This is a genomic window from Lysinibacillus sp. CD3-6, assembly GCF_006351725.2.
Taxonomy (GTDB): Bacteria; Bacillota; Bacilli; order Bacillales_A; family Planococcaceae; genus Lysinibacillus.
The window spans coordinates 2,554,154-2,580,000 of the sequence record NZ_CP085880.1 but is presented as its reverse complement, the minus strand read 5'-3'; the positions used below and the strand labels follow the sequence as shown (position 1 = coordinate 2,580,000).

The 25,847-nt window shown below is 39.1% G+C and carries 32 protein-coding genes and 1 riboswitch; of the genes, 29 read left to right on the top strand and 3 right to left on the bottom strand.

Translation table 11 applies throughout. From position 1 onward, the window contains the following. Positions 1 to 4 precede the first annotated feature (4 nt). The 14 genes from FH508_RS12550 to FH508_RS12485 all read left to right on the top strand — a co-directional run bounded on the left by FH508_RS12550 (position 5) and on the right by FH508_RS12485 (position 12,744). Positions 5 to 373, top strand: a complete 369-nt coding sequence (locus tag FH508_RS12550) for an urease subunit beta (RefSeq protein ID WP_172771646.1) — start codon at positions 5 to 7, stop codon at positions 371 to 373. Continuing rightward, complete coding sequence (gene ureC / locus FH508_RS12545) at positions 370 to 2,085, top strand: urease subunit alpha (RefSeq protein ID WP_172771645.1); 1,716 nt, start codon at positions 370 to 372, stop codon at positions 2,083 to 2,085. Before FH508_RS12550 ends, ureC begins: the two co-directional genes overlap by 4 nt. A 69-nt stretch (positions 2,086 to 2,154) precedes the next feature. Then, a complete protein-coding gene (locus FH508_RS12540; RefSeq protein ID WP_172771644.1) occupies positions 2,155 to 2,601 on the top strand; it encodes an urease accessory protein UreE in 447 nt (148 codons plus the stop codon). After that, positions 2,543 to 3,283 (top strand): urease accessory protein UreF, encoded by a 741-nt coding sequence (locus tag FH508_RS12535; protein WP_228134063.1) that lies wholly within the window; start codon positions 2,543 to 2,545, stop codon positions 3,281 to 3,283. The genes FH508_RS12540 and FH508_RS12535 overlap by 59 nt, the downstream gene beginning before the upstream one ends. Before the next feature lie 17 nt (positions 3,284 to 3,300). Next, on the top strand, positions 3,301 to 3,930 hold the full coding sequence (gene ureG / locus FH508_RS12530) for an urease accessory protein UreG (protein WP_172771643.1): 630 nt from the start codon (positions 3,301 to 3,303) through the stop codon (positions 3,928 to 3,930). Further along, positions 3,923 to 4,729 carry an urease accessory protein UreD gene (locus tag FH508_RS12525; RefSeq protein ID WP_172771642.1) on the top strand — a complete coding sequence of 269 codons (807 nt, stop codon included), beginning with the start codon at positions 3,923 to 3,925 and terminating at the stop codon, positions 4,727 to 4,729. Before ureG ends, FH508_RS12525 begins: the two co-directional genes overlap by 8 nt. Positions 4,730 to 4,759: 30 nt before the next feature. Continuing rightward, the gene (locus FH508_RS12520; RefSeq protein ID WP_172771641.1) at positions 4,760 to 6,346 is read left to right on the top strand and encodes an ABC transporter substrate-binding protein; all 1,587 of its coding nucleotides are present in this window, start codon (positions 4,760 to 4,762) and stop codon (positions 6,344 to 6,346) included. After that, positions 6,336 to 7,304 carry an ABC transporter permease gene (locus FH508_RS12515; RefSeq protein ID WP_172771640.1) on the top strand — a complete coding sequence of 323 codons (969 nt, stop codon included), beginning with the start codon at positions 6,336 to 6,338 and terminating at the stop codon, positions 7,302 to 7,304. The genes FH508_RS12520 and FH508_RS12515 overlap by 11 nt, the downstream gene beginning before the upstream one ends. Continuing rightward, positions 7,301 to 8,113 carry an ABC transporter permease gene (locus FH508_RS12510; protein ID WP_172771639.1) on the top strand — a complete coding sequence of 271 codons (813 nt, stop codon included), beginning with the start codon at positions 7,301 to 7,303 and terminating at the stop codon, positions 8,111 to 8,113. Before FH508_RS12515 ends, FH508_RS12510 begins: the two co-directional genes overlap by 4 nt. After that, the gene (locus tag FH508_RS12505) at positions 8,106 to 8,855 is read left to right on the top strand and encodes an ATP-binding cassette domain-containing protein (protein WP_172771638.1); all 750 of its coding nucleotides are present in this window, start codon (positions 8,106 to 8,108) and stop codon (positions 8,853 to 8,855) included. The genes FH508_RS12510 and FH508_RS12505 overlap by 8 nt, the downstream gene beginning before the upstream one ends. 14 nt (positions 8,856 to 8,869) lie before the next feature. Continuing rightward, positions 8,870 to 9,595, top strand: coding sequence for an ABC transporter ATP-binding protein (locus FH508_RS12500; protein ID WP_172771637.1), 726 nt, complete (start codon positions 8,870 to 8,872; stop codon positions 9,593 to 9,595). Positions 9,596 to 9,716: 121 nt separating this feature from the next. After that, positions 9,717 to 9,902: riboswitch (cobalamin riboswitch) on the top strand. 179 nt (positions 9,903 to 10,081) lie between these two features. Continuing rightward, on the top strand, positions 10,082 to 10,996 hold the full coding sequence (locus FH508_RS12495; protein ID WP_172771636.1) for a tyrosine-type recombinase/integrase: 915 nt from the start codon (positions 10,082 to 10,084) through the stop codon (positions 10,994 to 10,996). A gap of 758 nt (positions 10,997 to 11,754) precedes the next feature. After that, a complete protein-coding gene (locus FH508_RS12490) occupies positions 11,755 to 12,081 on the top strand; it encodes a hypothetical protein (RefSeq protein ID WP_228134062.1) in 327 nt (108 codons plus the stop codon). 333 nt (positions 12,082 to 12,414) lie between these two features. After that, positions 12,415 to 12,744: a YolC/YozM family protein gene (locus FH508_RS12485; RefSeq protein ID WP_172771634.1), complete on the top strand. Its 330-nt coding sequence runs from the start codon at positions 12,415 to 12,417 to the stop codon at positions 12,742 to 12,744. A gap of 168 nt (positions 12,745 to 12,912) precedes the next feature. Here the strand turns inward: FH508_RS12485 and FH508_RS12480 are convergent, their stop codons facing one another. Then, positions 12,913 to 13,278 (bottom strand): hypothetical protein, encoded by a 366-nt coding sequence (locus FH508_RS12480; protein WP_217270081.1) that lies wholly within the window; start codon positions 13,276 to 13,278, stop codon positions 12,913 to 12,915. Positions 13,279 to 13,464: 186 nt separating this feature from the next. After that, positions 13,465 to 13,704: a helix-turn-helix domain-containing protein gene (locus tag FH508_RS12475; protein ID WP_228134061.1), complete on the bottom strand. Its 240-nt coding sequence runs from the start codon at positions 13,702 to 13,704 to the stop codon at positions 13,465 to 13,467. A gap of 111 nt (positions 13,705 to 13,815) precedes the next feature. On the opposite strand from FH508_RS12475, the gene FH508_RS12470 reads away from it, so the two are divergent. After that, complete coding sequence (locus FH508_RS12470; RefSeq protein WP_172771633.1) at positions 13,816 to 14,064, top strand: hypothetical protein; 249 nt, start codon at positions 13,816 to 13,818, stop codon at positions 14,062 to 14,064. Positions 14,065 to 14,459: 395 nt separating this feature from the next. Here FH508_RS12470 and FH508_RS12465 read toward each other — a convergent pair whose 3' ends face one another. Continuing rightward, positions 14,460 to 14,888: a hypothetical protein gene (locus FH508_RS12465; RefSeq protein ID WP_228134060.1), complete on the bottom strand. Its 429-nt coding sequence runs from the start codon at positions 14,886 to 14,888 to the stop codon at positions 14,460 to 14,462. Positions 14,889 to 15,843: 955 nt separating this feature from the next. Here FH508_RS12465 and FH508_RS23945 point away from each other — a divergent pair. The 14 genes from FH508_RS23945 to FH508_RS12400 all read left to right on the top strand — a co-directional run bounded on the left by FH508_RS23945 (position 15,844) and on the right by FH508_RS12400 (position 25,762). Further along, positions 15,844 to 15,972 (top strand): hypothetical protein, encoded by a 129-nt coding sequence (locus FH508_RS23945; RefSeq protein WP_255639583.1) that lies wholly within the window; start codon positions 15,844 to 15,846, stop codon positions 15,970 to 15,972. Between the two features lie 58 nt (positions 15,973 to 16,030). Continuing rightward, positions 16,031 to 16,516, top strand: a complete 486-nt coding sequence (locus FH508_RS12460) for a helix-turn-helix domain-containing protein (RefSeq protein ID WP_172771630.1) — start codon at positions 16,031 to 16,033, stop codon at positions 16,514 to 16,516. Positions 16,517 to 16,739: 223 nt separating this feature from the next. Beyond that, positions 16,740 to 17,696, top strand: a complete 957-nt coding sequence (locus FH508_RS12455) for a hypothetical protein (protein WP_172771629.1) — start codon at positions 16,740 to 16,742, stop codon at positions 17,694 to 17,696. A 57-nt stretch (positions 17,697 to 17,753) separates the two neighbouring features. After that, on the top strand, positions 17,754 to 17,996 hold the full coding sequence (locus FH508_RS12450) for a helix-turn-helix domain-containing protein (protein ID WP_172771628.1): 243 nt from the start codon (positions 17,754 to 17,756) through the stop codon (positions 17,994 to 17,996). 35 nt (positions 17,997 to 18,031) lie between these two features. Continuing rightward, entirely contained in the window at positions 18,032 to 18,586 is a 555-nt protein-coding gene (locus FH508_RS12445; RefSeq protein ID WP_172771627.1) for a hypothetical protein, read from the top strand. Between the two features lie 315 nt (positions 18,587 to 18,901). After that, complete coding sequence (locus FH508_RS12440; protein WP_172771626.1) at positions 18,902 to 19,327, top strand: hypothetical protein; 426 nt, start codon at positions 18,902 to 18,904, stop codon at positions 19,325 to 19,327. Next, positions 19,317 to 19,997: a hypothetical protein gene (locus FH508_RS12435; RefSeq protein ID WP_172771625.1), complete on the top strand. Its 681-nt coding sequence runs from the start codon at positions 19,317 to 19,319 to the stop codon at positions 19,995 to 19,997. Before FH508_RS12440 ends, FH508_RS12435 begins: the two co-directional genes overlap by 11 nt. Positions 19,998 to 19,999: 2 nt before the next feature. Then, positions 20,000 to 20,230 carry a hypothetical protein gene (locus FH508_RS12430; RefSeq protein ID WP_172771624.1) on the top strand — a complete coding sequence of 77 codons (231 nt, stop codon included), beginning with the start codon at positions 20,000 to 20,002 and terminating at the stop codon, positions 20,228 to 20,230. 78 nt (positions 20,231 to 20,308) lie between these two features. Then, entirely contained in the window at positions 20,309 to 20,644 is a 336-nt protein-coding gene (locus FH508_RS12425) for a hypothetical protein (protein ID WP_172771623.1), read from the top strand. A gap of 53 nt (positions 20,645 to 20,697) precedes the next feature. Next, entirely contained in the window at positions 20,698 to 23,112 is a 2,415-nt protein-coding gene (locus FH508_RS12420; RefSeq protein WP_172771622.1) for a phage tail protein, read from the top strand. 111 nt (positions 23,113 to 23,223) lie between these two features. Further along, the gene (locus FH508_RS12415) at positions 23,224 to 23,763 is read left to right on the top strand and encodes a hypothetical protein (RefSeq protein WP_172771621.1); all 540 of its coding nucleotides are present in this window, start codon (positions 23,224 to 23,226) and stop codon (positions 23,761 to 23,763) included. After that, complete coding sequence (locus FH508_RS12410; protein ID WP_172771620.1) at positions 23,745 to 24,155, top strand: phBC6A51 family helix-turn-helix protein; 411 nt, start codon at positions 23,745 to 23,747, stop codon at positions 24,153 to 24,155. The genes FH508_RS12415 and FH508_RS12410 overlap by 19 nt, the downstream gene beginning before the upstream one ends. A 300-nt stretch (positions 24,156 to 24,455) precedes the next feature. After that, positions 24,456 to 25,031 (top strand): recombinase family protein, encoded by a 576-nt coding sequence (locus tag FH508_RS12405; RefSeq protein ID WP_172771619.1) that lies wholly within the window; start codon positions 24,456 to 24,458, stop codon positions 25,029 to 25,031. A 422-nt stretch (positions 25,032 to 25,453) separates the two neighbouring features. Continuing rightward, positions 25,454 to 25,762, top strand: coding sequence for a hypothetical protein (locus FH508_RS12400; protein ID WP_228134059.1), 309 nt, complete (start codon positions 25,454 to 25,456; stop codon positions 25,760 to 25,762). Positions 25,763 to 25,847: the final 85 nt, after the last annotated feature.

Genomic DNA, 25,847 nt, shown 5'->3' with positions numbered 1-25,847 from the left:
GATAATGATTCCTGGAGAAATCAGACCAAAAAATGATGTTATCGAAATTAATGTAGGTAGAGCAACAAAAAAAGTACTCGTTGCGAACACAGGAGATCGTCCGATTCAAGTAGGCTCCCATTTTCATTTTATCGAAGTCAATAGATTTCTAGAGTTCAATCGACAAGATGCCATCGGAATGCATCTTAACATTCCATCAGGTACAGCAGTTCGATTTGAACCTGGTGAAGAAAAGGAAGTAGAGCTTGTCGAGTTTGGGGGCAAACAACATGTTTTTGGATTAAATATGCTAACAGAAGGCTCTACTCATCATAAGGATGAAATATTAGATAAGGCAATTGAAGGTGGCTTTAAAGGAGCGGAAGACAAATGAAAGTAACACATGAAGCTTACGCGAAAATGTTTGGTCCAACAGTCGGAGATAAAGTTCGCTTGGCCGATACAGATTTGTGGATTGAAATCGAGAAGGACTATACAACATATGGAGATGAAGGCGTATTTGGTGGTGGTAAATCATTACGTGTCTCGATGGGACAAAACGGTAAGAATACGCGAAATGAAGGTGTGCTTGACACTGTTATAACGAATGTCATAATCATTGATTATACTGGAATTGTAAAAGCGGATATCGGTATAAAAGATGGACGTATTATAGGCATTGGTAAAGCAGGAAATCCGAATAGCATGGACGGGGTCGACCAAGATATGATCATTGGCGTTGGTACAGAGGTCTATGCAGGGGAAGGTCTAATTGCAACGGCTGGAGCAATTGACACACATATCCATTTTATTAGTCCAGATCAAGTAGAAACAGCATTATTAGCGGGAACAACAACGTTTATTGGTGGAGGTACAGGACCTGCAGCTGGTTCGAAAGCGACAAGCTTAACTGCTGGCGAATGGCATTTACATCGTATGTTACAAGCTGTTGAAGGTTTTCCAATAAATGTTGGTTTACTTGGGAAAGGGAGTGCATCTGATCCAGAGCCAATTATTGAGCAAGTTCGTGCGGGTGCGATTGGTATGAAAATACATGAAGACTGGGGAGCAACACCTGCTGCGTTAAACCAGAGCTTAATGGTTGCTGACGACTATGATATTCAAGTGGCATTACATTCAGATACTTTGAATGAGGCTGGATTTGTAGAAGATACGATTAATGCAATTGATGGTCGTGTAATTCACATTTTCCATACGGAAGGGGCGGGTGGTGGCCATGCCCCAGACCAATTAGTGATGGCATCATTACCGAATATATTGCCAGCATCTACTAATCCTACAAAACCGTTTACAACAAATACGATTGATGAGCATTTAGATATGTTAATGGTTTGTCATCATTTAAAGCATGACGTACCAGAGGACGTGGCGTTTGCCGATTCTCGTATTCGACCAGAAACGATTGCTGCAGAAGATATTATGCAAGATTTAGGGATTTTAAGTATTATGTCCTCCGATTCACAAGCAATGGGTCGTGTTGGTGAAGTGACAATACGAACATTCCAAACGGCAGACAAAATGAAAAAACAACGAGGTCCTTTACCGCAAGATGAAGGGAAAGATCACGATAATTATCGCGTTAAGCGTTATATGGCTAAGCTCAATATTAACCCAGCGATTGCGCATGGAATTAGCCATGAAGTAGGCTCATTGGAAGAAGGAAAGCTAGCGGATATCGTGCTTTGGGATCCAGCGTTCTTTGGCGTAAAAGCGGAAGTGGTCATAAAAAGTGGTATTGCAGTTTACGGTATTACAGGTGATCCGAATGCGTCCATTCCGACACCGCAGCCGATGAAAGGACGTCGGACGTTTGGCTTCTATGGACAAGGCCCTCAAAATTGTGGCATGACATTTTTACCGAGCATTGCTGTAGAAGAGGGTTTACCAGAAAAATTAGGTTTAAAACGTATGATAGGAACAGTGAAGAATTGCCGAAATATTAGTAAAGCTGATATGAAGCTTAATAGTGCTACACCGAAAATTGATGTGAATCCTGAAACATATGAAGTAAAAATTGATGGTGAGCTAGCTACATGTGAGCCAGTGGATGTATTGCCAATGGCACAACGATATTTCTTATTCTAAAAGAAAAATAGAGAGTGTGTAACAGTAACAGAGGAACAGTAAAAAATTCGATGACGAGGAGCAACATAAATGTTAATTGAAAAAATTATCGGCAATATTGCCAACGAAGAAGAGCATGCACATAAAGCGACTGAGTGGATTGAGCTTGAGTGGGAAGAATTAAGCAAACGTATTCTTCGAACAGAAACTGATAAAGGCACGGATATTGCTTTACGTTTAGAGGGTGACGAGCCATTACAATATGGTGACTTATTATTTGAGGATGATAGCCGTCGCATTGCGATTCGTACAAAGCTCGAACCAGTTATCGTCATTTCACCGAAAGATATGTATGAAATGGGGAAATCTGCATTTGAATTAGGCAATCGCCATACACCTTGCTTAATTGAACAGAATGAAATCATCGTACGAGCTGATCATACGATTAACCCATTATTAGATGAAATAGGAGTGAACTATGAAACGACAGAACGACGATTTAAACAACCGTTTAAATACCGCGGACACGCTCACTAATTTTTCGTTATTGCGTCTATTACAAATTCATGATTCTGCATTTCCAATAGGCTCGTATACCCATTCATATGGGATGGAAACGTATATTCAAGAAGATGTTATTCGCACAAAGGAACAATTAATAGATTATTGCCAAGCGTATATATTTCATAATTTAGTGCATGGTGACGCCTTAATTATTCAGGATGCGTTTCATGCAGCAAAAGTACACGATGTTGCTCGTCTAATAGAACTTGACGAACTTTGTGGGGCTATCAAGCTAGCTAAAGAATCGAGAGATGCTAGTGTCAACGTTGGCAAGCAATTTATACGAACAGTGGCACCACTTATGGACAGCCCCTTATTATTGCAATGGCAAGAAAAGATAGCTAAAGATAAGGTGCAAGGTCATTACGCTGTACTTTATGCAATTTATAGTGAAGCACTAGGTGCAGATGTCTATCATGCAGTGATGACATATATGTATGCCTCCATTAGCGGATTAGTACAAAATGCTGTACGCGCTGTGCCGTTTGGTCAAAATACAGGTGTACAAGCATTAAATAAACTGCTTGTCTCTATTGAGGAAGCAGCGGAAAAGGTCATGACATTAACGATAGATGACCTATCCAATAATGCTTTAAGTATTGAACTAGCATCGATGAAGCATGAATTTTTATTTTCAAGATTATTTATTTCATAGAAAGAGAGTGGATATAAATGACTCCAATTCGAATTGGTATCGGAGGCCCAGTTGGCTCTGGGAAAACATCTTTAGTAGATCAATTAACACGTGCAATGCATGAAAAATATAACGTGGCGGTAATCACGAATGATATATATACAAGGGAGGATGCCCAGTATTTAATTACTAATGGTGTTCTAGAAGAGGATCGTATTGTCGGAGTGGAAACAGGTGGTTGCCCGCATACAGCGATTCGCGAAGATGCATCGATGAATTTTTCTGCCATTGATGACTTGAACAAACGCTTTGAAGATTTAGATATTATTTTCATTGAAAGTGGTGGGGATAATTTATCGGCTACATTTAGTCCAGAACTTGTTCATGGCTATATTTATGTAATTGATGTTGCAGAGGGACAAGATATTCCTCGTAAAGGTGGACCTGCATTAACACGTTCGGATTTACTGTTAATTAATAAAACGTCCTTGGCACCTCATGTTGGTGTTGATCTTGAGATTATGGATCAGGATGTGAAAAAAATGCGTGCTGGACGACCATATATTTTTGCAGATGTACGTTCACAAACTAATGTCGATAAGGTCGTTGAATGGATTCAGCATCACATGTTACTTGAAGGCGCCGAAGCAGTTGACGTGAATGCTTAATCAAGGAAAAGTAAATCATTACGGTAAATTAGAGATGGCATTTGAGCTGAGAAGGGGCTTTACACGACTAGTTCATGTGTATCAGCAACCGCCATTAAAGGCAAGTAGAGAGTTATACACAGCGAATCAGTCAACTGCTACCGTTTTTATAATGGAATCTTCTGGTGGTATGGTAGCGGGTGATCGAAATGACATCTCGGTAAAACTTGCGCCTGAAAGCCAAGTGAAATTACAACAACAATCTGCTCTAAAAATTTATCCTTCTCACACAGGTGAGCAATGCATACAGGAAATTACGGTGGAATTAGCAGAAGGTGCACGATTAGAATGGCTACCTGAAGTAACTATTCCTTTTGAACGAGCGAAATTCCAAGTGAATACAACGATTCGTATGACAGAAAGCTCTACATTAATATGGGGTGAAATAATTGCCCCAGGTAGAGAAATGCGAGGAGAACTCTTTGATTATCAATCTTTCCAATCAAAATACAAAATATTTGTTGAGGAAGCGCTCATTGCATTTGATTCGTTCCTGTTTAAACCACAGGAAATGAACCTTTCTACAATTGGTTTGCTGGAGAAGGCACGTTATATCGGCTCTTTATGGATAGTGTCTCCAAAAGTTGAGCAGCTCAATATTCGAGATTTGCAGGAAATGATTCAACAAGAAAGCTTGATTCAGGCAAGTGTTACAAAACTAACAGATCATGCAATCCATTGTAGATGGCTTTCACAAGAGCAGCGAACACTTCACAAAGAAATCAATCGCATGTTTGAACATGTTGCATCACTGCTTTAAATTTCTGAGGTAAATGAAGGAGATAGAGAATTGAAAAAGTTTTCAGTAGTTATTTTATTATTCATACTTAGTCTTGCGGGCTGTAGTAATGTGTCTAGTCAAGGCGAGGGAAAACAGCCATCCGCTGCTTCCTCCTCAAAGGCTAATGAGCTTATTTATGCATCAGAATCCGAATTTGCGGGGTTAAATCCTATTTTAGAGGAAACGAATTTAGATGCATTACTTTTTAGAGGTCTTATGCGCTTTGATGAACATAATGCTCCAGTAAATGACATAGCAAAAAGCGTGGACATATCAGATGACCTGTTGACATATACGATTTTGATTCGTGATGACGTGACATTTCATGATGGACAAAGATTAACAGTAGACGATGTTATGTTTACTATTGATAGCATTCTTGATGATGCAAATGGGTCTTATTTAAAGTCTGATTTCATCCATGTCCAAGCGATGAAAAAAGTAAATGATACAACAATGACAATTCAATTGGATGAACCATTTACACCAATGTTAGATAAATTAACAGTGCCAATTTTGCCAAAGCATGTCTTTGAAGGACAAGACATGAGAACGGCTACGTTTAACCAAGAACCAATTGGTGCTGGCCCATACATGTTTGAAAAATGGGATAAAGGGACAAGTCTAACGCTTCAAGCGTACACTTCTTTCTTCGGAACAAAGGCATCTATAGAAAAAGTTATTTTTAAATTTATTCCAGATAGTAATGTTCGTGCATTGCAGCTGAAATCTGGCGAGGTAGATATTGCGTTACTGGATCCGAATCAGGTTGAAGAGCTTTCGAAAGTAGAACAATTAAAAATGTACGAAGTAGAATCAGCCGATTATCGTGGCGTGTTATTTAATATGAACTATCCCCTTTGGCAAGAAGTCGATGTTCGAAAAGCGATGAGCTATGCGACAGATCGAACAGGCATAGTTAAAGGCATCCTACATGGGTATGGGACAGAAGCTTATTCGCCACTTCAAAAGCATGCCTATGTAAACGAAAATATTGAACATTATACTTATGATGTAAAGAAAGCAAATGAATTGTTAGAAAAATCGGGATGGATATTAGCAGACGATGGGTTCCGCTACAAGGACGGTAATAAGCTTGCCTTTACCATTACGGCACCAATTACAGATTCTGTGCGTGTCAATATGGCGAATTATGTCGCTCAAGGCTATAAGGAAATTGGGGCAGAGGTAGAAGTAGCGGCACTTGATTGGAGCAATATCGTGATTGAAGAAACGGAAGCGTTTATGGTGGGATGGGGTAGCCCATATGATGCGGACCACCATACGTATAGTTTATTCTATTCGGGTGAATCGAGCGTAACAAGTGCGGGCTACAATTATGGAAGCTATGCCAATGCAAAAGTAGATGCTTTGCTTGAGGAAGGACGAACAACTGTCGATCCTGAAAAACGCAAGGAAGTCTATATGGCATTACAAGAGGAGCTAGCAGAAGATCCACCGTTCGCTTATTTTGCCTATGTTGATGCTGTTTATGGCATTAATAAAAATATTAGTGGTGTGAAAGAGCGTATTTTAGGTCATCACGGTGCTGGCTTCTTATGGAATGTCGAGGAGTGGAAATGGAATGATCGCTAAGTGGATCGGGAAGCGAGTGATAATGGGGACAATTGTCCTCATTATCGTGAGCTTCCTCTCTTTTTTCATTATGCATGCTGCACCTGGCAATCCTGCTGCTGCTTATTATGGAGGCAATGCTCAAACATTAACAGTAGCTGAGCAACAACGAATTGAAAAAGCGTTTGGCTTAGATAGGCCAGTGCTTCTACAATATGGTACTTGGTTAGGCGAAGCGGTAAAAGGAAATTTAGGCTATTCTGCCAAAGAGGGAAGACCCGTCATAGCGATTTTATTAGAAAGGTTACCTAACACATTACAGCTAGTGGCGCTCACATTATTTGTCGTTACAATTGTCTCTACTTGGCTAGGTTTACGGGCAGGAATGAAGGAAGGTTCTTTATTGGATAGAGGATTATCCATCTTTAGTATAGCAAGCTCTGCGATTCCTCCTTTTTGGCTAGGTATTGTCTGTATAATAATTTTTTCGGTACAGCTTGGTTGGTTTCCTTCTTCAGGTATGAATGATGTGCGTGGTAATGGAGGTTGGCTTGATCGTTTAAACCATATGGTGCTTCCGCTAATTGTTTTAGTAATTTCTCATGTGGGCATATTCGCACGCTTTTTACAGGACAGTGTTAAGGCAGAGAATCGTAGTTATTATGTACAAGTTGCGCGTGCAAATGGCGTTCCAGACCGACAAATAAGAAATCTCATACTACGGAATTCTGTTATTCCGTATATCAATTATATTGGTGTGACGATTCCTTCATTCTTTGGTGGTTCCATAGTAGTTGAAACACTTTTTGGCTGGTCAGGATTAGGCTCATTGCTTGTGAAATCCGTTATGGTTAAGGATTTTCCTGTACTTATGGGAGCCATTCTGATTATTGGTGTTGTGGTGGTCATTTGCTTATTTGTAATCGACGTTTTAATGATTTGCATCAACCCAAGATTGAGAAGAGGAAAATTAGTATGAGAAAACAACGGAAGATGCCACTCGTTTGGCTTGCGCTTCTTTGCATTATATTAGGAACTACCATCTTCTCCTCACTGTTGGCACCTTTTGAGCCAAATGCAATGGATATGAATCATATTTATGAAGCACCGAATCTTACACATATACTTGGTACAGATCAGCTAGGCAGAGATGTTTTATCACGGATACTTGTTGGGGGGAAAGTTACGCTTTTCATCGCCATAGTGTCAGTCGTAATTTCAAGCATTATAGGTATTATCTACGGTGGTATTAGCGGTTTTGTTGGTGGTGCCATTGATGTCGTTATGATGCGCATTTTGGAGGCCTTTTTAACGATTCCATCCTTAGTAATTGTACTTGCCCTGCAAGCAATTATGCAAGGAAGTGTTTGGCGAATGGCTATGATTATAGGTTTCACAGGTTGGTTTGTTACAGCTCGAATCGTTCGCTCTGAGTTTATTCGCTTAAAGGAAATGGAATTTGTCCAAATGGCTACAATGTTTCGTACCCCATTATGGAAAATATTATTTGGTCATTTATTACGAAATAGTGTGCCTGCTATCTTTGTCGTGACAATATTTAACTTCGCAGGTGCGATTTTTACGGAAGTGTCTTTAAGCTTTTTAGGCATCGGTGTGCCGCCAGCAATCCCGTCATGGGGAACGATGCTGTACACAGCGCAAAATGATTTACTTGTTGGGGCTTGGTGGATCGGTCTTTTTCCTGGAATACTGATTTTTGTGACGATATTATGTGTACAAGCGATCGGGAGCACTTTCAAACAAGGAGGAGAACGATCCCATGTTTAGTATCGATAATCTAACTGTTCAAGTGAACGATAAAAACCTCATCCACAATATTTCGTTAACTGTCCCGAAAGGCGAGATTACCGCAGTTATCGGTGAAAGTGGCAGTGGGAAAAGCACAACAATATCAGCTATTTTAGGGATGCTCCCGCCGCAAGCTGAGGCAATGGGTGCAGTTTTCTTTAATGAAGAAAATATGATAACGATGTCAAAAAAAGATAGGTTGTTATTAAGGTCAAAGCATATTTTCACGATTTTTCAAGATGCCACAAATAGCTTTTCACCTACGCAAAAAATGAAACAACAATTGTATATGTTTACTGCCTTACGAGTGGGTGATGACAAAGAGAGGTTTCTCTCTAAAATGACCGCTATATTAAAGGAGTTAAACTTATCAGTAGATATATTAGAAAGCTATCCATTTGAGTTGTCAGGTGGTATGCTACAACGCTGTATGTTAGCTTGTGCATTGTATAATGAGCCAGACATATTAATAGCAGATGAACCAACTTCTGCACTAGATATGCTGCATCAACAACACTTTATAACATTATTAAAAAAACTTCATGCGCAGCTAGGGACAACTATTATACTGGTTACTCATGATTTAGGGGTTGCTGTTTCACTAGCGAATAACATAGTAGTGATGAAAGATGGAGAAATCGTTGAGAAGGGGCAAGCGACAGAAATTTTTGAGCAGCCTAAACATCCGTATACGCAACGGCTTGTCGCAAATCACTTTTAGGAGGCGTATATGTATTGCTTCAGGTTGAAAATATAAGTAAAAGCTTTCGAGCAGGTCAGCAAGTATTAGCAAATATAAATCTTTCTGTAGGAGAAGGTGAAATCGTCGGTCTAGTTGGAGAGAGTGGCAGCGGTAAAAGTACTTTAGCGAAAGTCATTATGCAGCTAGAGTCAGCTAATAAAGGGACCGTCCATTTTCAACAACAACACATCACTAAGAAAAATCGAAAGTCCTTTTATGAAAATTGCCAAATTATATTCCAAAATGCAAGTAATGCTCTAAACCCTATGTGGACAGTCAAGCAACTATTAAGAGAGCCATTGCAACATCAAAAAGTGGTGACGGACAGCTATTTACAAACGATGCTTGCGAAAGTTAAGTTATCAAACGATGTTTTATATGCTTTGCCCTCTGAACTTAGTGGTGGTGAGAAGCAAAGAGTAAATTTATTACGCTCAATTCTTGTAGAACCGAAATTGATAGTGTGCGATGAAATTGTTTCAAGCTTAGATCGTTTAATTCAGCGAGAAATTATTGATTTATTAATGGCGTTGAATAAAGAAAGAAACATGGCTATTTTATTTATTTCGCATGATTTAAAAGCTGTTTCTTATTTAAGTGAACGGATATATGTAATGAGAGCTGGAGAAATTGTCGATGAACAGCACAAGGAACAAGATGGATTTCATTTCACTGATAGCTATGCACAAAAGCTATTCCAAGCAATGGAAGGTGAATAATATTTCGTTTTTTCGCAGCAGAAAACAATTAGATACCGTTTTCTGTTGATTGACTTTAAAATTCCATTACTTTACAATATGATTTAATAGTATACTAGTGAGTTTACTATTTATCACAACAAAATAGCGTGTAGTAATAGGTGTAAATTGCGTGCAATTTACTGAAAAGGGAAGTCGGTGCGAGTCCGACACTGTCCCGCAACTGTAAATGTGAGCTTTCTTTTCGTATACCACTGTTAAATGACGGGAAGGGGAAAAGAAGCTGTGACCATAAGTCAGGAGACCTGCCTGTTACGAGTACACACCATAACCCTACGAGGAATCAAATTTTAAGCAGGAATGGTGATATGCTACAAACGCTGTCATGTTAAGGTTTTAGGGTATATATATAACGTAATTTAGGGTAGTGGTGTATTACAGTCACTTTTCTATTTAACGCAGACACTTTCGTTTAGATTATAAAAATCTAAATGGAGGTGTTTTTTTGTGTTATTAAAATTTGCTATACAGGATTTTTTAGATGAAAAAGAACTGCAAAATTTAAGCAAACATACCTTGCAAAGTTATAAGTCCTTCTTTAGAGAATTCAAAAGATGGCTATATGAAAAAGAAATAGTTGATATAGATGATGTTAGTCCATCTATCATTAAGAGTTATCTCCTTTATTGTAAAAATAATCGTGGGAACTCTGCACCTACAATAAATACAAAACTAAAACATTTGAGAGCCTTTTTTAATCATTTACAAGATAATGAGTTTTTATTGAAAAATCCAATTATCAAAATAAGTAGGATGAAAGAAGATACTCAAATTGAAGTATTTACTGATGCCCATATTAGAAAGATGTTGGCGTATTACAGGAGAACAAAAGGAAAGGATAAACAATTTATAGCGTTTAGGAATAGTTGCATTATTACAACGTTACTCGGCACGGGAATACGCATTGGTGAATTATTAAATTTGCAGTGGTCGGATATTGATTCAGTAAACTACTTGATGACTATTTACGGTAAAAATCGTAGACAGGAAACTGTCCCACTTACATCAAAGGTGTTACAAGAGTTACTGGAATATAAACTCTTTTGTGAACGACACTTTGGTACATTATCAAATTATGTGTTTGTGAAGTATACCAATAATCAAATGACTTACGACTCAATTAAAAATATGTTTAAAAAGTTACAAGAAGTAATGAACTTTAGTGATGTTCGACTTTCTGCTCATACGTTTAGACATACTTTTAGTCACCGGTTTTTGATGTCGGGTGGAGATGTTTTTACTCTTCAAAAGATTTTAAGGCACAAAAATCTTAGTATGACTGAAAAGTACCTTGCGCTATGGGGAACTGCACTACACGAACAGAATGAGAAATACAATCCATTGAACGATTTTGACTTATAGACAAAAGAAAAAGCCGAGTGCGCTAACACTCGACCTTAACTTAATACGATTACACTAAAGTTTCTGACGCCCTAGTGTATTTATAACCTTACTTTAGCATTTTGCAAAAAAATGTTCAAGTCCGAGGGTTATTAAGTGCACCCATTTTTAGTGAAGTCCGACGAGGTGGCCCACTAATTCGTCGTAAATATAACCTGGTCAGAGCCGTCCGTCTCAACGCAAACTACGGAATATATCGCAGGTCAAGCCGTTTCCTGTTACGGTTGCGATGAATAGGTGAGCGCCACCATTAAGGGCGCGGACGGTTTATCGGCTAGTTACGGCTAGGGTAAGCATGTACAAGCGGATAATCGGCGTACAAATACGCTCAATTAAGGACTACCGCACGTCTAGGACGATAATTAGACGAGTACATACGGATAGAAATATCCCAATCTAACAGGAGCATACGAGAAACCTCGGACGTCACCATGACGCTGAAATATGCGGTTGTTACTTATTGTTGCTATTCGCGTATTTCTACGAGTATAGCGATAATAGGTAACCACTTTGCGCCGATTTCCTGGAGCAAGCAGCCATTCTGCTGAAAATGGGTGTGGTTGTCAAGCGTAAATATATTTTTTAGTACCTATCTTAAAATCTATTATAAATTGAAATATAATATAAAAAAGGAGGTAGTTTATATTCGAAGATTTTTTTTAATAGTAGTGTCGCTAGGTTTAATGTATTTTTTATTTATGGTTGTAGGTGCAGTGGATTTGAGTGGATCACATATTGAGACGATTAAAAGGATTTTAACTACTCCTGAAAACATTATATTATATTTAGTTGTAGTTTTCGCTTTTAGTGCAATTGCATATGGGCTAGCTAGGGAGTTAAGTTCTGGTTGGTTTAAAAAGAGAGGTTATAAGAATTACGAAACTCTAGGTTCTTCTTCTGGATTGCTATATGTAGTTTACATAATTGCACTTATAACTACTTCAACTAATAATTTAGGTCCAATGTTATTTGGTGGTATTCTTGCTCTTTGTTTAGGTGCGTTACAAGATGGTCAAAATAGTAAAGATTCAGAAGGGGAAGACTAATACATAATCGATGATAGTTACTAAACAACTGGTTTAAAGAGCAGCTAATTAGTTAGCGTGCTCTTTTTTAATGTTTTCTAATCACACGTTTTACCATCATTATTTCTATCAAAACTGTTATAAATCTGCGGTTGGATCGCTATTCGATCTAATAATCGCACCTTTGTCTCAGTTACTCACTACCACTTGTCGATAAAATCTTTAAGCGGGGCGAATATTAAACTAACGAAGTAGATTAGTTAAAGAAAGACATTTTCAAGTTAATGACGAATTGTTATAATAGAATATATTACCAAAAAAGGAATCTGTAATTGAGAAGTTGGAGGTGATTTTTTGAAGAAGATTATTATTGGACTATGTATAGTTGTAACTGGATTTATCCTCTTTATCGCACAAAATGAATTTAATGGGAATGATACTGTAAATAGTATTGAAGAAATGTTTTCTGGTGAAAATTTCGATGTTGCACAGGCGAGATTTACTGCACATTCTATGGGATTAAGCGAAAAAGTCCTTACAGTTAGAATTGAAAAAACACAATACAAAGAACAAGCAAAGGAATATTTTAGAGACAATTTAGATTCTCTTGGTATGGAAAGTTATGAAATTGAGGTAGTCCATGTTGATTCAATAACGGGTGCTTTAATTGAAGAAATGGATTAAAAAGCATCGTAAATAAAAAAAGACGACGGCCAATAGGCTATCGTCTTTTTTTGTCGTCCACTATTTCGATTAGCTCACTAATATCACAATTCAAAACGTGAAATTTCGGAAAAAGCTAATAGCCTGTAGTTGCTATATAGCTTATGATAGCCATACTCCGTTTTAGAACTAACTTTTGATACTTTTTAAAAAGTCGCGAATTTCGACGGCATGAGCTGCGAGTAAATATCCGCAACAACAAGCGATTAATAATTCTATAGCTTTACTGCGGTGCCCTAGCATCCAAGACGCGCCAGCAAACACGATGACCAATACGACGCCTTGATCGAACAAAGTCATAACTGTATCGTAAATTTTAAAAAACGTGCTTCTTCCGTCATTTGCATACGCAATTCCTGGCGTCAGTAATAACGGGATTGTTAAATAGGTAATTTTATGAATACTTTTTCGAGGTTTTACTTCCGGCACAATTTCCTTTGATTTTCGGACTACTAACGGACTAAAACTTTCTTTTAATTCCCAAGCAATTTCCACAGTTGCACCTCCGAATATTTTTTGCAAATACGGGTTAAAGTAAGAAAAAGCATAGCGAGGTGTTTTAGATGCTATTTGTGGTTGGTATGGGGCTCGGTGTTGGGGCATATGTAGTGCTACATCACGTAATTCCAGCTTTAATTAAATAAGTAGTATGCGCAAGCCTAAAGAGGTTTTGCGCCTTTTTTATTTTTTATCAACTAATTCGATTAACTCGCCAATACTTTCTAATTCTAATGCGTTACATATTTTCTCAATATGTTCGATCGATAAGCGATCCACATAACCACGGCAAAGATTACTTATTGCGTTTGGTCTAACGTTTGATAATGCGGCTAATTGTGTTTGTGTCATTTCACGCTCTTTTAGTATTTCAGCTAATTTAATTCTTACTTCTTTCATAATCATTCCGCCTTTCTTCGTCATTGTATGAACAATTATAACGCTTTATAACTTTTTAGTAAATAAGTGTTGACGTTATATCGCATATACGATATATTGATAATAACAAATAAAACATTTTGGGAGGTTTTAAGAATGAATCAAAATAGCCAACGTATTTTACTCGACGAGGATTATGTAGTCACAATGGTAACAACGCACCTATTTGAAGGGGTGCAGCTAATCGTCTGCGATGAAGAAGGCGAAGCAACGCTTATGATAAATGACGCAGATATAAACCTCAAATATACAGAGGAATTGGCGTCTATTCTTGCCAACTTAAACGACTACACAGCGGAGCATCTACTTATGGCACTAGCGCAAGTTGATCGTTTAGCTTCGTAATACGTAATTTCTAACCGGATACTACGGTATCGGTGGCTGATACAGGAATTTGATACGGTGAATTATACGGAGTTTGTACCGTATAAGCATATTGCAGACGTAAAGGCACGTCTTAATTCCACCAGTTAGCATGATTGGCGCATGTCTAACATATTGGTGAAGGCGACTGGAAACGTGAATGGACGGATTTCCGACACGTTTACATACATCATAAGCGTTTGCTGACGTTCGAGAATATACAGCATAGTTGCAGATTGGCGACGGGCGATTGAGGGAGAAGAAAAACCGAACGTTTTGGCGGACGTTCATCACGAAAGTAATAGCGTACTATATAGATGAAAAAACGGTCTTTGTTGCTGCTTAGACTAAAAGACTAGAGGCGGTTTCATTTGTCTCTAGTCTTTTTTAAATATTAATTTTCGGGATTTAACATCATAAATTTCATAACCAATTTCAAGTTTATGGTCTTTTGTAACGGTCATCTTACAATAGTAAGGAATTGAACTACCATAGGCATCTAGTTCAGGGATATCGAAAAAGTCATATTGTTCATTAGTTTCAATCATGTCAAAAGTTGCGGATGCACGGCGGCCGAATGACTCAACTTCGATCGTACAATCTCCGCTAATAACGTCATAATCTTTTTGAATAAAATATTTTAGACTTGGTAGGGTAAGAACTAACAACGTAACACCTACTAAAAAACCGAAAAGGGACTTAAATCCACCAAAGGATAGAAGTTCATTGTCTTGATACATAAAAATTAATAATATAGCTTGCGAGATAACAAGCAATAATCCCATTGAGAGTGTTATCCAATACACTTCTTCACTCACTTCCTATGTAACTGTTGAGTATTTTCTTGTAACAAATTTAAAGTTTGCCTCACATATCTTATCTTTTTTTTCATGCAAAGGTAAACAGGTGGATTATTCCACTAGATATATTCTTCACATCTTCTGATATAGAAAATAGGAAAGTGTGTTACCTTCATTTCGCCTTTATAAACGTGGCTAAAAACGGTTCTTAGTCGATACTCGACGTATTTATCATCGAAGGAATAGCGACGCTAAAATGAACGGAATTAGTTGCGAGTATTGTACGCTATTAGTTCGTAGGTATTTCGACTTATTTTACTTCAAAGTGTTAACTAAATATAAAATCACTCCACTGTGAAAAGTAAGGAGGTCGCAATATGCAAGTAATCGACTATCGCACAACCAAATTCATAATGATACCGCATTTTGAAATAAATTTACGCAAAAGTGTCGAAGTTGTCCCAAAATGGCACGTTTAAGTGTGCAGTATAAAGTAGAACGAAATTTTAGATAAGGTAATAACGTTTTTAATTTCACGGAGCTTTAGTTAATAGGGAAAATTATGAAATACTTGTCCGAAACTGAATTTTCATTCGGGTATATAAAGTAAGAGGCAATTATTTTTAGAAGTTGTCCCAAAAAGAAACGTTTTACGGTGTGTAATTAGTAGAGGCATTTCCGTCGATCAATCGGCGTTCACATATAACAAAACCAAAACAAACAAAAGGGAGAGATTTTATTATGACAAACACAACAAACTATCGAGGTAACAAAAACAGATGAGCAAAAAGCTTTAGAGGTACTTACGGCAATTAAAGGACTATCTGTATATAAAACATCAGGTTTTGAAAATCAAATTTATGATGAAAAAAGTAATGGGCTATTCGCAGCTAGTCTATACAAAGCATCGGATGTGGAGCAGACGGACCTAACTTTTTATGTAATCACTATCGTAGAAGGGTTGGGTGGAGATCAATTATTCTCGGGGATGTTGTTTGACAACCATGTTCTAGTTAACAACGAAGAAATGACGTACTATGATTTAATCGCAAAAGCAGACGCAGCTATGCATAAGTTCATCGGCAAATAACTGCACACATGCCCGTCTGATTGGGGGGCTCTTAATTCTCGATAAAGGAGACGATATTATGACGGAAATTAAAAAAGATATACAAAAGGCGTTACCGTACGATTACGATGGCGGTTGGGTAGCAGTTCAAAATGCTGTTTTAACCGTTTATACATTACACCCGGATTTTAAAGCAACGACGTTGTTAGTTTATGCGTATTTGTTAAAGAATTATAACATCGGGCGAAAGTATAGTTGGCCTTCTTTTGACGCGATGGAAATCGATTTAAATATAAGTCGGGGTACTATATCTGCAGCCACTCAAACACTATGTGATTTAGGCATGATTAATATTTTTAAGCGTGGTTCGCGTGGTAGCCATGCTTACACATTCAATGCGTTGATTGACGATGAAGTCGAGTTTATCACACGATTCCCGGATGCCGTTCCGAATTACGAGAAGAAGTTAGCCAAGGTTAGGCGTATCGAGGAGAAAAAAGTTGCTTATGATTCGCTGATTCCCTTGCGTGGTCAAGATATTGAATTGCCGCAGTCTAATTTTTAGAATAGGGCTATATCGTTTATTAGTATATATAAAGACTTATACGATAAAGACCGAGTGTATAAAGATTTAAAGATATTCCGCTATTTGCAAAAAGACGCAAATAGACGGGCTAGTAATATCGTTAATTATCTTATTGAATGCAAAGAAAAGAGAGATAGAGCAAAAGAAAGCTCGTAGTCTAATTTTTAGACTTAGAGAATTTAACCAAAGGGGAGTACAGGCAATGACTAAAACAATCGCAGCTAAACCACGACTAGCGGGTCGCGCATTAATTGAAATCGCAAAAGCTGACGGTATTACGATAACATACGAAAACGTTTATCCTGGCTCGATATTCACGCATAAAATACTCACAGCGTACCATCATGTCAAGACAAGCGAAGATATTCCGAAATCTAAAAGTCCGTCGATACTGGAGCGTTTTGCAAATGTAGATGATGTACGGCTAAAAACTGCGAAGGTTACAACGCTTGAAGGAATGGCGAGAGAGTTCGGGAAACTAGCGGAGCATTATGAACGTGAGAGCATCCGGTCGAATCCGCCTGTTAACGATAAGGCTTATGTAGAGCAAGCGGACTTCACAGTAACGGATTTATACAACGATTTAATGTCGGTAATCGAGTGGTCAATGCTGCGATATATGGCGTTAGTTTATACGTATGGATTCGATGCGTTGCCGTATTATTCTACTGTACTGGATTACTCGTATTACGTCCAAGAGCGTAAGAAGTTTCGTAGATGCAAGTACATGTTTTGTTTGAACATGTTCGCTATCGAAGAAGATAATATCCGTGACGCGAAATCAAAGCGAGTTGACAGCCGATTCTGCTGCGAGGCATGCCGTAAAGCCTCACACGATGCGAAGAAACGATTTATTAAAACCAGTTCGTACTTACCCGTCGAATATTATTCACCACTTTACAACGAGTCAATAGATGATCGTTATAGACTTCAAGAAGAAACACAGCCAGGATATGTAATCGAATCGGAGATAATGAAGAAGAAACCGATGTTTAAAGCACAGTTGAAAAACGAGGATTACAAGCATGGGAAAATGGTCAAATATAAAACGTTGGCCGAAGCCAGACAAGCCCAAATAATTGCAGGAAAAGTTGATAAAATAGCCATTTATCGCGATATTATCCGTCGGACAAACCCCTACATTAGTGAAGGGCAATAGCCCGCATTTATTTTTAGGGTGCTAGTAAGCAAATGATAGCAAAAGGAGGGAATCGACATGACAGGTGAGCAGTTACGAGATTTACGATTAGCTTTATCTATGTCACAGAGAAAGTTTGCTGAATTGGTAGGTGTAGGCGATACCACTATCGCAAGAATCGAGAATGGAACGCAAGAAATGAGTTTGATGACACGTGCGAAAATTGTTCGAAAAATTCAGCTTGATGAAGGTTTATTTATTTTTGCTGACAAATCTCGAAAATTAAATGAATTTATCCATAATTACACAATATCACGTTAATAGTCAAAAGTAAAGCGTTTTGGGAGATGAAAATAATGATTAATGAAATGATGCGTAAATGTCGTATTTGCAAAATAACTAAGCCCTTAACCGAATTTACTCGCCAGGCAACTGCGCCACAAGGACGACAGGCTCGGTGTAAATCATGTCGCAGCAAAGCCCGATACGAAAGTGGTGATTACTTACGCGAGCGCATCCGAAAACATGAGTATCGCCATAACGCGGCTAATCACTATACTGACGTGACTATACAAGAAGTATTAAACGCTACAAATTGCGCTTATTGTGACGTAGAAATGACACGAGGCATATGTGAATCGTCAGAAGCCACGGTCGATCATGTCTATCTTGGGCACAATATTGACCAAAACGTTGTTGTTTGTTGTCGTAGCTGCAACGCATCAAAAGGACGCATGCACGTATATGACTTTTATCAATCTAGCGAACAATTTACAGACAAGTTATGGCACGCGTTCGTAAGTAAATTTACTAGTCGTTTCTTAAAACGAGAGCCAAACGAACAAGAAATCGAAGCCTGGAAACAAGGCTTTAAAGAAGAATGCGAGGAGAGAAAACAATATGGAGCGTAAAAAATACACATCGAATTATCGAGGCGAAGGTAAGCGAACGAAACCTAGACGTGTTAAGAAACAGTTTAACAAGAATGGTATCCGAATCATTGGGGAACGACCATCACGACCAAAATTTATCAACGGTGAGGTGTTCTATTAATGCAGATTTACTACAGTAACGACAACAGAGAACATTGCGTTTATATCGACGAGGGTGAACGACAGCATCGGATATTCTTGCCGGAAGATGTGGCCACGCTCGATGCTCGATATTTTGCACAATCAGAGGCAGCTAATTACGTGATTCAACAACTATTAAAAGGCGGTGATTAGATGCGTTTTGCTTTACTATCAATCGTTAACTTGCATGGTGTACCGTTCATTTCATTATTAATTTACCAAACAGATGAACGGGGAATATCCGATTTAATCGGCGAAATTGCAAAGCCTTATGACGATGTAATCGACTTGATAGACGATTTATATGCGTATGAAATTAACGAATTGCAGACGGATAGCAAAGAGATATATCGCGACTTAATGAGCGTTCAGTATCCGGTGATTTATCGCAGAGAAGTCGAAGGCCCACGCGATCACGTTACTCGTAACGAGGAAATGTTAGTGGAAATATTCGAGTTGGACAAGCAAGACGAGCAGCCAGCGCCAGTTATTCCAAAATGGCGATTATGGTTCATAGACAAGTTAGAAAAAGTTATTCAAATACTAAAAACAAAGGGGATAAAAACACATGGCAATTAAAGTACAGGAATATCTACTATTACAAGAATTTAAAAGAGAAGGTGCTGAACGAGCGGCTAAACTCTTACAGTTCCAAAAAGATGCAGAAAGTGCACGCTCACGTTTAAGAGAATTACAGACACAGTATGAGCAAACGTTCACGGAAAGCGTTAAGCATGGGACGGATGCAACGGCTCAACTTGTTAAGATTGACGATGATATTGCGCTACAAAAAGAGGTTGTCACACGACGTGAGCGTGATTTAACGTTGGCTCACCAAGCAATGCCTGAAACTATAATTTCTTCCGTTGAAGTCATAGAGAAATACAAGCCCGAATATGCTGACGGAGTTCGAGCGGAGTTAGAGGACAAAGTTAACCCGAAATTACAGCTTGCTCGGGACCTTATTCTTTCATGTATTGATGATCATAAGGAGTACAGTAGCGCATATAACGATATTTACCGTGAAATAACTGACTTAGTGACTGCCAATCATCAAGCAGGAAAAACACGATATATCATGACGCAGATTCATCCGACAGACAGCGCGCAGGTTTTTGGTGCAACTGGAACTATTAGCGGAGTTCGTAAACTACTAGAGCAAGTGTCACAATACACATTCGGCAATAAGCCAAGAGATTACAAGTATATTGATGTAGTACCGACAACAACGGAGAAGGTGGGTAAATAATAATGAGTAAATATAATGAACATGTAGAAGCCTTATTAGCACAACAAGCGAAGGGGAAAAGTGTTAATTTCCGTATAGTAGAAGCTGGATTAAAACAGAAATTGCAGGAAGGTACAATCGAGCAGCAGGACGTAGTAATCGCAATGCAAGTCGCAAGAGCGCTCGGTTCAACAGAATCGAAAGTTTTATACACATACGTTAAACGAGCTGCGCAACAAGAGCAAACTGAATAACGCAATATTGACGCAAGGCATGACGTTTTAATGGACGTTGTGCTTTTTCTTTTTTCAAAAACGGAAGGAGAGACGGAAATGAAACTAGTTAAACGTAAGCAAGAAATAACGCAATTACTCGACGATAATGAAGTAATACTTGCTGCAGCTACGTTTGTAGTTGAAGTAGAGCGATTACACGGTAAAGTGCCGCAATTTAAGGTTAAACAAGCTAACGATTTAAAAGTACCACTATTAGCTATTGCAATGAGTGGTCGAATACAAGCAAATCACGCTAAGAAGCGATTAGAAGCGTTGAATGCAGCGATTGAATATGCCAACGGGGATAAGGTCGCACGCAAACGATACATTACGGCAAGCCAACAAGCCGACCGATTGGCTGAAATTGTAGCAAAGAGAGTTGATAGCATCTAATGGCTATAAATCTAACGGCTGTTTTCAGAATGAGGGATCAAGGGTCGTCCCGTATGCGTCGATTAACGCAGATGATGGACCAAATGAATCGAACGAGCCGTACTACAAGCGAAAGTATGTCGAGAGCACAATCAGCAACTACTCGTTTCGGAGGTGCCGTATCTTCAACGTCCAATCGTATAGGAGGATTTGCTACGAGAGTAACTTCATTGCGCGTAAGTGCCGATGGACTTAGTGCTTCATTACGCGGAATGCAGAGTTCGCTAGTTGGAATAGCTTCGGCATACTTAGGAGCTCAGGGAGCAGCTAAAGCATTTGACGCGACAATTGGCGCTGCAGCTAGGTATCAACAATCAGAAGTCGCGGTAAAGGCAATATTTAATGACGATGAAAAGTCCAATGCGTATATGAAGATGGTCGATAAAATGGCGATTGATTCCCCATTACTCAATTCTACCGAGATGTTAGCGTCCTCAAAGTCGTTAGTAGCAATGACTAAAAATGTAGGTGAATTGGGTAAGGCGTGGTCAATTATTGAGCGTTTAATGGTACTTGATCCGACACAAGGGACTGATGGAGCAGCCTTCGCTTTGAAGGAAATGTGGCAAGGGGATTCACTCTCGATGGTTGAGCGATTCGGTCTTGATAAGAAAAAGCTTAATGAAATTAAGAAAATGGCTATACCTAAACAAATTGCTGAGATTAATAAAATGCTAGACGGTATGGGAATTACACAAAAAACAGTAGACGCAATGGGTAGGACAACCCTCGGATATTGGGCACAAATAGGTGAGCGAGTCGGAAAGTTCATGCGGCAAATCGGAAATATGGGTAACTCTAAACTAGGTGCTGCATTAGGCGGCATCGTTAAAATGTTTGACAATTCGGAGGGTACTTTAAATTCATTGGCCGCCAAAATAGACGAAAAACTCGCAAGTATCATCGACAAGGCGATCGCGTTCGGCAAGTTCGTATGGAAATGGCGCGAGCCTCTAATGTATGCAGCCAGCGCAGTTGGAATATTTGCTGGCGCATTAATCGCTATAGGAACTGTATCAATGCTAGCAAACCCGATTTCTTTGATTGCTGTCGCAATTGCTTCTTTATCAGTCGGGGTTAAAGCGCTCTACGACAACAGTAAAGCCGTTCGGGGAGTTATATCCGGTATCAGTGGCGCGTTCAAAGCTGTATCCGAGATATTTAAAAACGGACTTAAGGGATATGGAACAGCACGAAACCTTTTAGAAGAAGCCGGACTTAGTGATAATCAAACCAGACTTGTTTTGAAATTCTCTTACTCGATTAAAGACGCGTTCGACAAACTTAAAGCCGTCTTTAAAAGTGTGACTAGCATTTTCGGAGGCGAGCACAAAGCGGCTTTAGACGTTCTAGGGAACGCAGGGTTTTCGGATGCGCAAATCAAGCTTATACGCAAATTCGGATATGGCTTAAAATCAGCGATCGATAAAGTGAAAAGCGTGTTCGGCGGAATAGGAACGCTAGTAAGCGGCGGTGGTACCATAGACCTTCTAACTGCGCTAGGATTCTCGTCAGAAACTGCATCAAAATTAGATGGGACAATTAAAGGAATTGTACCAAAAATAGCCGGACTTATACCTATTGTCAAAGCGAAATTCGAGGAAGTAAAAGCGTACATTACCGAAAAAGTGACGCAATTCTCCTCGGTGTTTGGCCGTTTGAAAGAGGCGTTTTCGTCAATTCTTACGACTATTTCCGGCATAATTTCGAACCTTTGGACGGTCGTTCAGCCGTATCTTAGCGGACTTTGGAACCTACTTCAAATTCTCGGAGACATTGCGACAATTGTATTTATCAACGTCATTGCTCCGGCTCTTTCGTTTGTTGCGCAACTATTCTCGACTTTATGGACGATTGCACAGCCGATTATTAACGGTATCGCAAAGGGATTCGAGTTGCTAACTACGGTAATTAAGTGGTTATGGGATAACGCATTAGGTCCGCTAGTCGAGTTTATCCTAACTGGCGTTAAAGGTGCGTTTGATATACTTTCTGGCGCATTAGCAGGCGTACAGGGTTGGTTCGAGAAACTGAGCGGATGGATTTCGACTGTTTACGATAACATCAAGGATTTCGTCGGATTTATAAGCTCCGTTAAGATGCCCGACTGGTTATCTAGCGGAATCAGTTCTACTGTATCATTCGTCGGAAATATGCTTGGCGGAGAAAAGGGCGGAAAGAAATCGCATTACAGTGGATTAGATTCCGTGCCATATGACGGGTATTCTGCTCGCCTCCATAAAGGGGAACGCGTACTTACTGCAAGTGAAAACAGACAATACTCGCAAAATGGCGGGGGTTCATCTAACGGAGCAATCACTATCGCTAAACTTGCTGACAGTATCATAGTACGTGAGGATGCGGATATTACACGAATTGCTGACAAATTAGTCGCAAAAGTATTAGAAAAACGGGGAGTGACGGCATGAGCGGAATAGAGTTTTGGCTGAAAGACCGTCATAACTTATAAAAATCAAACAGGCGGGCATCGAATTTACATGGTGCTTGCCTTTTCTAATACAACGAAAGAAGGGGATTAGATGGGACGTTTTCTAACGATTGAGGAATTAAAAGAGCGGATAAAACAGCTAGGCGAGGAAAAGGAAGCGAGAGACATTGAACAAGGTTTTTGTATCTTACACCAACCTTCATATAAGCCAGTCGTAAGTGATGTTTGGGCGGAAGAAGCGTATTACAAATATTTGCCGGAAATTCATTTGTTTCTTGAAGAATATGCGTCACTATTACTAGAAGTAAAGGGAGTTTTTAGTAGTGATTCACCCAAGTTACTGGAATGGCAAGCATTATTAGATATTGCGTCAGAATGTAAAGACCGCTCACTACGATTTACATGCTTATTTATATCGAAAGTTTTTATAAAGGCAGCAGTTGAAGGTAAGTCGCCATTAGATTATGCAAAGTTGGCGGAGATGATTGCTAATAAAATCAACGCTTATCCATACCACGTTTATTATAAAGAACGCTATGACGATGGCTATGGCGAAGGTAAACAAGGAACATTTGATGAGTATTACGCAACGAAAAGGGAGGAATTAGCGGAATGGCTAATAGAACACTAAGAGATGTTATGAAAGAACTGACGACGGAACAGGTGAGAGCGGCAAACTTACTATTCGAGAATGATATTTTACCGTCAAAACAACGTCGCACTTATGAACAGATTGCCGATGAACTAGGTATCGAAGTACGCACGCTGTATAATTGGCGTAAACTAGACGCTATGTTAGATTACAAAGTCGCTATGACCGATACTTATACTAAGGAACATCGAGCCCGTATCATGAGCGCAGTCATCCGTGAGTCCGAGCTAGGTAATGCGTCAATGACTAAGTTATACATGCAGCACCAGGGTATGCTTATCGACCGAGTGGAATATGAGGATAAATCGGAGAAAGTTGATGAATCTGCAGTGGCGGCTAAGTTAGCAAGTTTCAGGGCAAAGCATAAATAGCGATATATCAACGATTTAAAGCGGTAAAGTATTATATTGGCGGTGGTTGGCTTCGGCTGACTGCCGTCTTTTTTTGCGTTAAAGTGGCGTTAAGTATTCCGTTTAATTCCGAAATATGGCGAAAACATCGGGCAGAAGGCGCTAGCGGACGCGCTACATCTGAAAACAAATCGTTATCTGACAATTTACATATTTGTATTCGGTATCTCAACTTAAAAGAATTGACACCATTATGCCGATGTAGTAGTATCAAGGTATCGAACGGTATCATAATAAGGTATCATTTAAGGGGCGGATATAATGACTAAATATGGATATGCACGTGTATCAACTGCGGGCCAAGAGTTAGATGCGCAAATTCAAGCGTTAAAAGAAGCTGGCTGCGATACTATTTACGAGGAGCATTTTACTGGTACTAAGACGGACAGACCGGCATTGAATGAAGTATTGAGAGTCCTGCAAACGGGAGATACGCTTATGGTGACGAAGCTAGACAGACTTGCGCGTAGTGCTACGCAAGGGAGCGAGTTAGTGAAGCGTCTCATTGACGATGGAATAACGGTTCACATACTGAATATGGGTGCGATGGATAACAAGCCAACGTCTAAGTTAGTCCGAAATATATTCTTCGCCTTTGCCGAGTTTGAGCGAGATATGATCGTAGAACGAACGCAAGAAGGCAAAGCAATTGCTCGTCAACGTGAGGGCTATCGAGAAGGACGTAAGCCAACGTATACAAAGGCGCAACTTGACCATGCGATGAAGCTAAAAGAAACGAATAGTTTTACGCAAGTTGCGAACTTAACTGGAATTTCAATCGCGACATTGAAACGAGAAAGTGCAAAACGGAAAGCTAACGAAGTGATCAATGATTAATGTTGGTCGCTTCTTTTTTGCGTTGAAATTGCGTGACCTCCAAGCCCCTATTTCTAATATCCGTTTCCTGGTGCCGCTTAATTACGTACATCATTTTTGAAACAAGCCGACTTTTTGCGCTGTAAGACGCATCGAGAAACGAATAGTCGATTAAGTTGGCCGGTTCGATACGTCTGTATTGTTATTATAATTAGGAATAATTCAATATTTAAGTAAAAATATGTAAATTTATAATCTTGATTTAATTAGCGTCAGTATTGCGTCATATCGATTTCTCGGTAGTATAACAATATAGTAAAATTGTGCCGAATAGTATCGGTCGACTTTCCTTTGTTTTTGTCGAATCTATTTCGGATAATTTAGCGGATTTTTATAAAAGTACATTTACGCTAGAATATCGAAGAGAAAGCGAGGTAATTATAGTGTGGTATAACGATAACATTCTAACAGCAGACGTTAGGATAGCGTTTAATTTAACAGAAGGACAAGTGAGAAGCATAGTAATAGCTATGAGAAAAAGAGTAGGGATATTTACGACTAAGGTAGGCGGAGATTTACGTTACGATGCCCGCGAGGTAAGTGTAATAGAGTTTGTCCGTAATAGAATGAAAGAGAATTATTTACTAGATGATGCGTGTCAGCTAGCGGTGTTAACGCACTATGGGAAAAAGAATAACGAAGTAATAAAAGAGTACTTACATTCGGAGTTAGAAAGATTGGAGGAAAAATAATGAAATATGGAATATATTGAGAAATTTGACTTTGGAAAAACACTACTTTACAATTGATTTTAATAATCTATAAGGAAAGTGGAGT

What these genes read in the sequence shown, in the direction of transcription:
- FH508_RS12550 (WP_172771646.1), top strand. Translation starts at nt 5, where the DNA reads ATGATTCCTGGAGAAATCAGACCAAAAAATGATGTTATCGAAATTAAT.
- ureC (WP_172771645.1), top strand. Translation starts at nt 370, where the DNA reads ATGAAAGTAACACATGAAGCTTACGCGAAAATGTTTGGTCCAACAGTC.
- FH508_RS12540 (WP_172771644.1), top strand. Translation starts at nt 2,155, where the DNA reads ATGTTAATTGAAAAAATTATCGGCAATATTGCCAACGAAGAAGAGCAT.
- FH508_RS12535 (WP_228134063.1), top strand. Translation starts at nt 2,543, where the DNA reads ATGAAACGACAGAACGACGATTTAAACAACCGTTTAAATACCGCGGAC.
- ureG (WP_172771643.1), top strand. Translation starts at nt 3,301, where the DNA reads ATGACTCCAATTCGAATTGGTATCGGAGGCCCAGTTGGCTCTGGGAAA.
- FH508_RS12525 (WP_172771642.1), top strand. Translation starts at nt 3,923, where the DNA reads ATGCTTAATCAAGGAAAAGTAAATCATTACGGTAAATTAGAGATGGCA.
- FH508_RS12515 (WP_172771640.1), top strand. Translation starts at nt 6,336, where the DNA reads ATGATCGCTAAGTGGATCGGGAAGCGAGTGATAATGGGGACAATTGTC.
- FH508_RS12510 (WP_172771639.1), top strand. Translation starts at nt 7,301, where the DNA reads ATGAGAAAACAACGGAAGATGCCACTCGTTTGGCTTGCGCTTCTTTGC.
- FH508_RS12505 (WP_172771638.1), top strand. Translation starts at nt 8,106, where the DNA reads ATGTTTAGTATCGATAATCTAACTGTTCAAGTGAACGATAAAAACCTC.
- FH508_RS12475 (WP_228134061.1), bottom strand. Translation starts at nt 13,704, where the DNA reads ATGACGAAGAAAGGCGGAATGATTATGAAAGAAGTAAGAATTAAATTA.
- FH508_RS12470 (WP_172771633.1), top strand. Translation starts at nt 13,816, where the DNA reads ATGAATCAAAATAGCCAACGTATTTTACTCGACGAGGATTATGTAGTC.
- FH508_RS12460 (WP_172771630.1), top strand. Translation starts at nt 16,031, where the DNA reads ATGACGGAAATTAAAAAAGATATACAAAAGGCGTTACCGTACGATTAC.
- FH508_RS12455 (WP_172771629.1), top strand. Translation starts at nt 16,740, where the DNA reads ATGACTAAAACAATCGCAGCTAAACCACGACTAGCGGGTCGCGCATTA.
- FH508_RS12450 (WP_172771628.1), top strand. Translation starts at nt 17,754, where the DNA reads ATGACAGGTGAGCAGTTACGAGATTTACGATTAGCTTTATCTATGTCA.
- FH508_RS12445 (WP_172771627.1), top strand. Translation starts at nt 18,032, where the DNA reads ATGATTAATGAAATGATGCGTAAATGTCGTATTTGCAAAATAACTAAG.
- FH508_RS12440 (WP_172771626.1), top strand. Translation starts at nt 18,902, where the DNA reads ATGCGTTTTGCTTTACTATCAATCGTTAACTTGCATGGTGTACCGTTC.
- FH508_RS12435 (WP_172771625.1), top strand. Translation starts at nt 19,317, where the DNA reads ATGGCAATTAAAGTACAGGAATATCTACTATTACAAGAATTTAAAAGA.
- FH508_RS12430 (WP_172771624.1), top strand. Translation starts at nt 20,000, where the DNA reads ATGAGTAAATATAATGAACATGTAGAAGCCTTATTAGCACAACAAGCG.
- FH508_RS12425 (WP_172771623.1), top strand. Translation starts at nt 20,309, where the DNA reads ATGAAACTAGTTAAACGTAAGCAAGAAATAACGCAATTACTCGACGAT.
- FH508_RS12420 (WP_172771622.1), top strand. Translation starts at nt 20,698, where the DNA reads ATGCGTCGATTAACGCAGATGATGGACCAAATGAATCGAACGAGCCGT.
- FH508_RS12415 (WP_172771621.1), top strand. Translation starts at nt 23,224, where the DNA reads ATGGGACGTTTTCTAACGATTGAGGAATTAAAAGAGCGGATAAAACAG.
- FH508_RS12410 (WP_172771620.1), top strand. Translation starts at nt 23,745, where the DNA reads ATGGCTAATAGAACACTAAGAGATGTTATGAAAGAACTGACGACGGAA.
- FH508_RS12405 (WP_172771619.1), top strand. Translation starts at nt 24,456, where the DNA reads ATGACTAAATATGGATATGCACGTGTATCAACTGCGGGCCAAGAGTTA.